General features: G+C 43.1%; 8 protein-coding genes. 1 reads left to right on the top strand and 7 read right to left on the bottom strand.

Going from position 1 to position 8,026, the window contains the following annotated elements; all coding sequences use genetic code 11:
* The coding region (locus Q0698_RS12960; protein ID WP_298637120.1) for a hypothetical protein at nucleotides 1–427 on the top strand (427 nt) is incomplete at its 5' end.
* Between the two features lie 97 nt (nucleotides 428–524).
* Here Q0698_RS12960 and Q0698_RS12955 read toward each other — a convergent pair.
* The 7 genes from Q0698_RS12955 to Q0698_RS12925 form a co-directional block, all read right to left on the bottom strand.
* A complete protein-coding gene (locus tag Q0698_RS12955; protein WP_298637119.1) occupies nucleotides 525–1,205 on the bottom strand; it encodes a sulfotransferase domain-containing protein in 681 nt (226 codons plus the stop codon).
* A gap of 4 nt (nucleotides 1,206–1,209) precedes the next feature.
* Nucleotides 1,210–2,082 carry a hypothetical protein gene (locus tag Q0698_RS12950; protein ID WP_298637118.1) on the bottom strand — a complete coding sequence of 291 codons (873 nt, stop codon included), beginning with the start codon at nucleotides 2,080–2,082 and terminating at the stop codon, nucleotides 1,210–1,212.
* A 93-nt stretch (nucleotides 2,083–2,175) separates the two neighbouring features.
* Nucleotides 2,176–3,351: a hypothetical protein gene (locus Q0698_RS12945; protein WP_298637116.1), complete on the bottom strand. Its 1,176-nt coding sequence runs from the start codon at nucleotides 3,349–3,351 to the stop codon at nucleotides 2,176–2,178.
* A gap of 8 nt (nucleotides 3,352–3,359) precedes the next feature.
* Complete coding sequence (locus Q0698_RS12940) at nucleotides 3,360–5,021, bottom strand: glycosyltransferase family 2 protein (RefSeq protein WP_298637114.1); 1,662 nt, start codon at nucleotides 5,019–5,021, stop codon at nucleotides 3,360–3,362.
* Nucleotides 5,022–5,155: 134 nt separating this feature from the next.
* Nucleotides 5,156–6,031: a hypothetical protein gene (locus Q0698_RS12935; protein ID WP_298637112.1), complete on the bottom strand. Its 876-nt coding sequence runs from the start codon at nucleotides 6,029–6,031 to the stop codon at nucleotides 5,156–5,158.
* 112 nt (nucleotides 6,032–6,143) lie between these two features.
* Nucleotides 6,144–6,917, bottom strand: a complete 774-nt coding sequence (locus tag Q0698_RS12930) for a sulfotransferase domain-containing protein (protein WP_298637110.1) — start codon at nucleotides 6,915–6,917, stop codon at nucleotides 6,144–6,146.
* Between the two features lie 4 nt (nucleotides 6,918–6,921).
* Nucleotides 6,922–8,025, bottom strand: coding sequence for a hypothetical protein (locus Q0698_RS12925; protein WP_298637109.1), 1,104 nt, complete (start codon nucleotides 8,023–8,025; stop codon nucleotides 6,922–6,924).
* Nucleotide 8,026: the final 1 nt, after the last annotated feature.

Raw genomic sequence — 8,026 nt, 5'->3', positions numbered from 1 at the left:
CACGTGGCATATTTCTACCTCACTTCTATGGTTCTTAATTTACCATAAAAAGTGTCTAGAGTTCTCAGGCCTTATCAAACAGCTGGAATCCCAAGCCCCGAAGAACGTTGAGTTTATTAGTTTAGTAGGCTCGGATTACTACACCAAACTAGCCCACTGCCTAGATTCAACGGCCTTCATCTCATATTCAGGAACGCCACTACTTGTTCCGTTACGTTTCTGTAACAAGCCTGGAGTGATCCATAGCAACCGTAGCTACTGGAATGGTAACGATCACCAATGGAACCCCAACATCGCCATGCCTAAGCTTGAAGATATTGAGGAGCAAACTTCGAAGAGGAACACCAAAAAAGACTTTATAAACTACACTATCGAGCCACAGGTTATCTATCAGCTGCTACTCGATACTTTAGAAAAAATAGACTAACTTTGCCACATCGTTTAGCACTCTGAACCAGCTATACTAATTACCGACGAACCTAGATGTGAAAACGAAGAATCATTTTGCTCGCAACTCATTCAATTTAATTATACTTTTTGCGAATTTTGGGAGAAATGCCGAGCGGCACTAAGTAGTCGGTAAGCACCTCTTGCTCGATCAACTCAAATTTCTCTTCATTGAAATATCTAAAATCCGAGATACTTCGAGCCCGAGGCTGTCCCTCAGAGTCACTATAGTAACGACGAAAATCGACCTTTGCTGTTGCAAAATTGTCATTGTCAATTCTACACTCACCCATAAACTCACAAACCTCAACTAACGTTTTTAAAGGGTGAGTATAGAGATCTTGATAGGTAACAATAAGCCTGTCGTCCATTGGAGGTAAACACCAAGTATCGCAGAAGCGTTTCCACTTACCTAGCTGCTTCTTCAGATGCCTCTGAAATACTTGTTCCGTATCCACCTTAATTCGATTCCAATGTAACTTAAATTCGTAGTACGAGATAATGCTTTCTAAAGGGTGGCGAACCTGAACGATATACTTTCGACGGTTAGGAAATTCTTGGCTTAATACATTGCGTCCCAGCAGCTCAAAGTCATGAGTCTTCGCAAAATTCTTTCCGGTTGCATCAGTATCATGGTAGTGATCGAAGTAGCGGTATTCCGATCCAAGTATCAGAACTAGGTGATCCTTTAAGAAACGATGCCCACTTCTTGGAAAGCTCGCGTTGATGACTGAGCCCTTAATAGTTACTTTACTCATAGTGTCACCAATAACAGCCGTCTTCGATAGAATTCGCATAACGAGGCGTTTCATCGGCCCTTGGCCTAACCCACCCTGATTTATCCAGCGAAGCGACATAATTCACGCTTTCCCAGCGCTTCCCCATTATCGCAAACATAAGCTGTGTCACCCCTCCTAAATGAATAGCCGGCTTACCTAGGGTCTTAATAAAGCTCGCTATTGGAAGCCCATAGGAACCTGCACCAATGATCGCGACTTCAAACTCGTACTTCAGCACCTCTCTTTTGAGAGCTGAAAGGTAATGAGCCCAGGGGTACTCATACTCAATATTCGCACCGGTAGTTACTGGGGGCTGAATGATCTGCAGGTCAAAGTTGGGGAGCATCGACGCTAGTACAGGAATCTCCCGACGACGCTCATATTGCTGTTGAATCGTTGATTTGAAAGGGTGAATAACCAGAACACGCTTACCTTCTAGCGATTTGGTCCAGGGCGTCAAGCTTTGCGACAGTGCGTAAACTGGATCGATAAACGACAGCCGTGTCATACGAGAAGGGTCTGTTAGCTCGGCTAACTTTGATTGATGAGGAAAATTCCATGCCGCTAGTAGGTCAACATTCGCGGCTGCAGAGATATATTCGCAAGCGAAGTGTTTTAGCGTTCGCTTACTCGGTCGGCAAATTCCAGCATTACTTTGCGCCACACGCGGAAGGACGTGATCGTTCTTATCCGTCAAACCAAGTAAATAATGCCCAACTACTCGCCCTTCTATCGAGCCAAACCTACCCACGAGCTTAGGGCGATTCTCAGTAACACACTTCGCAATATATCTATTCGCTTTACCTACGTGAAGATAACTGGGATTTTGATCGGACAACAGTTCGGAGATATTCATCTTCACTCAATAAACGCTTAATTAGTATAACTCGCTATTCTAGTTAAGTTATTCAACGGTTGGAAGCGTTTGCCAGGGATATGATGACTTCGGTTAAAAGATCTGACTAAAGAATGAACGGTATTGTATTTCAGCTTGTTCACCACAGCTCGCAACATAGTGCCTAGCTAGCGCTAGAAAATCGTGCGCATCTAATTCAATTTCAGCCAATGAATCAACATCATTAAATTGCAGCGCTCCTGGGAGATTAATACGTGGAATATCACTAACGAACTGAACCGTAGGAATCCCTCTCGCTAGAATTTCAAATAGTAATGTCGTGGTATGCCCCACTACAAACAAAGCTTTGCTAACATTTCCGTCATCTACTAAACCAGGGATTTTGGTAAAATAGTTTTGCTTATTATCAGAAGGGTGACAACGGACAGCGACGGGGATATTTAGACGCGAAGCATACTGACTCACGCATTTGAGCATAGCCAGATTTTGCTCCTTGAAAATGACCTGATCTAGTACCACTAGAATATACTCACCGGTTACTTTATCAGAAGAAAGCGTTGACTCTTCTTTTGCTAAAGTAGGATTACCACAGATAACAACTTGGGCATTACTTCGGTGCTTCTCTATAAGGGACTTAGTCTCCTCCCCCCATGCTAAAAAATAATCGGAATTATGATTTAGGTAGTTGACCACGTTGATAGTATTGTAAGTACCGTAATCTACGTAGAGACCATGTTGCATTGTCGCAGTCTTAATGCCAAAAATTCTTGCTAATTGAACCGCCAGATTCTCTACTGACTGCATGTCTCCGAATAACACCAACTTACTAAAATGGTTAGAGAATAGCTTTTCTACCACCCAAAAATGTAGGCATAGGTGGACATATAAGCAAGATCTTTGTAGTGTGCTCGGCTCATCGATGTAACGCATTAGAATCGTACTATCATGAACAAACTGTGCAGCATCCTGATTCGCGTACTGGCGAGTTTGACGATAGTTCTCTGCTCGAATTACGGAGCCATTAGTATTTCTTAGAACCGCATCAAATAGCTGTTCATAGTCTGAACGATCTAAAGACCTGAATCCCATAATCTCAGCTGATTGGTCTATCGGCAGGTTGAAGTCGGTATAGAGTAGCTCTTCTAAACGCTGCCATAAGTAATCTTGTTTAGAAGTATCGTTAATCTTGCTGAGCGTCGCTCGCTCAACCTCTAACACCGTAGAGAAGTCGATTTGATCAAGAATGTCGGCTGTTAATAAATTCTTCACTGTTTAAACTACTTTGCCAAATCAGAAATATTATTTACCAAACCTTGCAGGTAGACACTATCTTCAGGCTTAAATTCCACTCCACCATGATCATATTGAATCTTAATAGTTTCAAGGTACGGTCTAATCCCCGACTCACTTCGTCCCCCCTCTGCAAAGTTGCTAACCGTAATGGGAAGGTACTGAAAGTTACACCCCGCCACGTACATTTCCACAACCTGGTTATAATCGGCAGCGAACTTATAAGTTTCGTTAAACATGAATCGCTGGAGTGTCTTCAACTTCACGAATACCGACTGGTGGCAATAAGGCATTCGCTTAAAGACGGTTGATATTGGTTGCGCGGGTTGATGAGTAATATCACCCTTGGAGGAGACGTAGTTTCTATCACCATAAATCACGTCATTATCTAGTTTCGCATTGTCGAATACGTACTCAACCACCTTAGTACTTGAGAAGGTATCGCCCGCATTCATAAAGATAACAAAATCCCCACTTGCTAGTCGGATTGCCTTATTCATTGCATCGTAGATGCCGTTGTCTCGTTCCGAAACACTTACATCAACAAAGCGCTGATTATTCTCCAGCACTTGAATCGTTTCGTCGGTTGACCCGCCGTCAATCACCAAATACTCAATATTGGGATAGGATTGTGCAGCAACACTATTTATAGTCTTCGACAATCCCTGAGGGTCATTAAACACAACCGTTACAACACTTATTTTGGGCTGGGCATATTTAAGCTCAACTTTCACCGGTTGTGCTTTAAAGCCAGTTTTCGGGTGACTTAAAGGTGTAAAGACTCGATTAAAATAGCTCTCAATAAAGTTGTCTTTTGGCTCACTATTGAATTGGAGGCGTTCATTCTCATCATAACTTAACCAAAGCTTCCTATGGGTAGGTGTATTAACCATATAATCCTGTAAAAAGCTAGAGGTCACGTACTCAAGATGATTAGCGACAAAGTGCTTAAAAATATCACTTTCACGCCATTTGGAAGCCTGGGACTGATGATCCGTCACTACCTTTAACGCTTCGATCATTGCTCGAATATGCTGCTGCCGGCTTCGGCCACCAGCCATGAAATTGCAGATTGGTAAAGGGACGTGGAGAAATCGTTTACCTTCAGAGAAGGAACGCACTACATATTCAAAGTCTGCAGCAAGTTTCAAATAGGTATTGTATGGCCTGTCTTTTAGCAACGATAACCTAGTGAACAGTGCCTGATGAAAAACAACTTCACGAAGCAGAGTATCTTCAATTGGGCCCGCTTTCTCGTAGGTTGAACTGCCCGAAGGCTCAATTTTATAGCGATCACCAAATACGAAATCGATATTTGAGAGATCCGTCGCATCACCAAACGCCATCGCTATGGCATCATCACTATGAAATTCATCGCCGGCGTTCATGAAGATCACCCAGTCTCCAGATGCCATTGTGATAGCTTTGTTCATAGCGAAATAGATGCCTTTATCAGGCTCCGAGACCCATTGGTGGATCATACCTCCACTTTGGGATTCCAAGTACTCTTTTGTTCCGTCTGACGAGGCGCCATCAACGACGATATATTCAACATCAGCGTAGGTCTGCCTGGTAACATTTTCTACAGTATGTTGCAGATCAGCTAGGCAATTATAAGATACGGTTACTACAGTAACTTTGGGATTCATGATCTCTTCGTCGTTTAGATTGAACGGTTTAGAAATGGAATCAGAGCTAGCCTTTTATAACTAATTTTATACAGTAGATCAGACTCCATTCTGATTGCATAATTTTAACGGAGTTACACGAACAAACAAGCATTTTATATGACTTCCGAACTATGCATTACCTTCGGGTCATTCTTAGCTACACAATTAGTAAGCAGTAAAGACTTCAATTTAAAGTTTTTGGGCCCGTCGTAACTAAATGGTCGTGCGCAATGGGAGTAGTCAACCGAATCCTCTGTCATGGCGATAGTTACACGCTGGACAAAGTTATTAACGCCTTCAAACTTACAAATTGACAGGAATGAGGGGCGCTCAAAGTGTGACCATCGATCCCAAACTTTAATCTTCAGTTTTTCCGGCAATACGTCAATAACACCCGACGCTGGCCCACGAACAACCTCAGCTATAACCTCAGCATTTTCACCCAGTACCTCTACATCAAACTCTAACGCTTGCCCTTCTTCCAGGGTTATCGTTAACTCTGACAGACTATTAATACTAAAAGCGAGCGGCCCGCCCCTGGGAGGCTTCCAAGACTCAAGGCTAGTTTGAATACTACTTAACTCATCAATGATCGCCTGCGAATACTTCAGCGCACCACTCTCCTTAGTGTGTACCGCATCTCTAAGATCCACGTCTGGGACGATGAGGCTTCGATAATCCAAAACTTTAACGTCATTTTCTTCACAGAGCTTTAGCAGTTCGCGGTCAAACTCCCTATCTCCAGCAATATTATCTTTACGAGCCAAGATTAGCACTATCGGCAGTATCGACTTACCATGCAGTATATCCAACATGTAGAGAAATTTTTCTCGCGGTAACGACTTTTGCTCTGGAGTGCTCCACTCTAGAAAACAAACATCTACGTCAGCTGGCACATCGCGATTAATAGTAAGGTAGCCGGCATCACCAATATGATTACCACCATAGCCCTTAGATTGAACTTTGATCTTTGCGCCTCTTTGCTTCAATTTACTTCGAAGCTGAGTAAGATACCCTCCCTCCTTTGACTGCTGAGTAACACTTGCACCATGAAAGAATAATTTCAGAGAGAACCTCCGTGATCAATACAGGTTAGTGCGCTTAGAGGTAACCTAAATTCTTTAACTCTTGCTGATAGTGCGTACATAAACGATCAACCTGCGCCGCAGAGAGTAGTTCAACGTAACCGCCGCTAGAAGCCTTCCAAAAAAAGTCCTTCCTATCACTACCCTTCGTATTCTTATTAATATAGTTATAATTTATCGTAGCACCTAACTGAGAAAGACCTAGAACTTCGCAAATGGCAGGCTCAATGGCTCCCGCTACGTCGCTACACATGTCTTCATACTTAACGCCAACTACCTTGGGGTTATCTAAGGCAGCGCCAACATGATCAAAATAAGTATCAACTCCGGTCAATGATCTTGGAAATAGCGAGGCACCAGCATCCGCTAAAAAGCGGTCAAAGTAGTAGGAAATATCCCCATCACTCAACATTTGCTCAACCATTTTCGGTCGGGCATCACGAAAGACCGACAAATCAACTTTTTTACCCAGCATTAATGCCTGAGTTGCATGAAAGTTCAAGGCGCTAAATAACACATCCAACGGATGCCTGTATGCATATAGAACCCGATTTGGATTTAGCTCTGGATGATCGCAAATGTGTGACTTATAGAGCCTCAAACTTAATCCCAAAGAACTAATTTCAATTGGCTCTAACGATTTAATTTGTTGTGCTCCACGCTGATGTAGGGCAGTCGCAAGCTCGATCCTCGAAGCATTTGTCCCTCGAAGTACCTCGCGAAAAATATGCCTAACCCACGTATTTCCGGACTTAGGATAGGAAGATATTTCTATGGTTAACTTATTCATAATCTCAACTTTGAAACCATTCGATTAGGTCTGAGTAAAGGGCTTCTTTGTATGCTGGATGTTGCTCAATGTAATATAACTCATCTTCAAGCGCCTTAGGCCTATATCCCAGTAGCGACACGTTATAAAACCCCAGCCACACTGGCAGACCTGATGACTTACCATCGTAAACAGCACGGTCATAAGTACAATAGTAAGCAGAACTATCTGCAATAGTTTGGGCAAACTCTATATGAGTCCAAGGGCCCTCAAATAGGCCGAAACGAGATTCATCTTGCGCTAATCTTCTTAGCTCCAATTTACAACTCTCTAATTCGGGCATGTCCCAGTTCCACGTAAACTGGACGATCACTTGATCAATAGATTGATCCGCCAGCAGCTCTCTGACTACATTAGGAAGCTCCTTAAAGCCCTTGTCAGCCTTTACATCACCGGTATAGGCCAGAACCGTATTACAACCCTTAACATCCTGCCGCTTTGGAACAGATGGCCAATAAGCCAAGTAAGAGGGCATAACTTTTATCGATGTGTTTGTAGCGAGTAGATCCCAGGCACTAAGTATTCTAGAGTCAGCTGCGTATAATTCGATTGAAGCATGGTCAGCTGCCCATCTTAGCTGAGGTAACCAGTGAGAGAGAAGATCCCAATCCCTCGAGCCATCAGCGGCTACGCCAATATCAAACATCAAACAAACACGATGTACTACGTGACCAGTTTCTATATCTGGCATCGCAAGCCGAAGGGCCAGTAAGTGGTACCAATCTAGACATGGGTAAAAGCAAACTTGCTTCTCGGAGTTACTATAAATCTGAAGTAATACTTTATCGTATTCGTTTTTAAGCCGAGCTACATAACTAAGGACGTCAACGGCACTCGCTGAATCAAAGGCGTTTTGACCGTAATACTCGTAAAAGTTTTGCTCGAATACTGTATCAACGTCATAGCCCGCTTCAACAATGCTCTCAAAACTTCGTCGGTCCAAATTTTTATGCGTGTGAAACACCAAGTCGCCCGAAAAACTGCTAGCCAATATAGTTTCGATAAGAGCGAAATGGTGGCCACCTGCCTCCATCGCTCCTGGATCGATAATATGAATTGACCTTGTCACT

Origin of the sequence: uncultured Umboniibacter sp. (assembly GCF_947497555.1) — a bacterium.
Lineage (GTDB): Bacteria > Pseudomonadota > Gammaproteobacteria > Pseudomonadales > DSM-25080 > Umboniibacter.
The sequence above is the reverse complement of the archived record's forward strand: the minus strand, read 5'-3'. Positions and strand labels throughout refer to the sequence as shown.

Bases quoted from the DNA above. Each gene is read 5' to 3' on its own strand.
- Q0698_RS12950 (WP_298637118.1), bottom strand. From the start codon at position 2,082: ATGAATATCTCCGAACTGTTGTCCGATCAAAATCCCAGTTATCTTCAC.
- Q0698_RS12940 (WP_298637114.1), bottom strand. From the start codon at position 5,021: ATGAATCCCAAAGTTACTGTAGTAACCGTATCTTATAATTGCCTAGCT.
- Q0698_RS12955 (WP_298637119.1), bottom strand. From the start codon at position 1,205: ATGAGTAAAGTAACTATTAAGGGCTCAGTCATCAACGCGAGCTTTCCA.
- Q0698_RS12930 (WP_298637110.1), bottom strand. From the start codon at position 6,917: ATGAATAAGTTAACCATAGAAATATCTTCCTATCCTAAGTCCGGAAAT.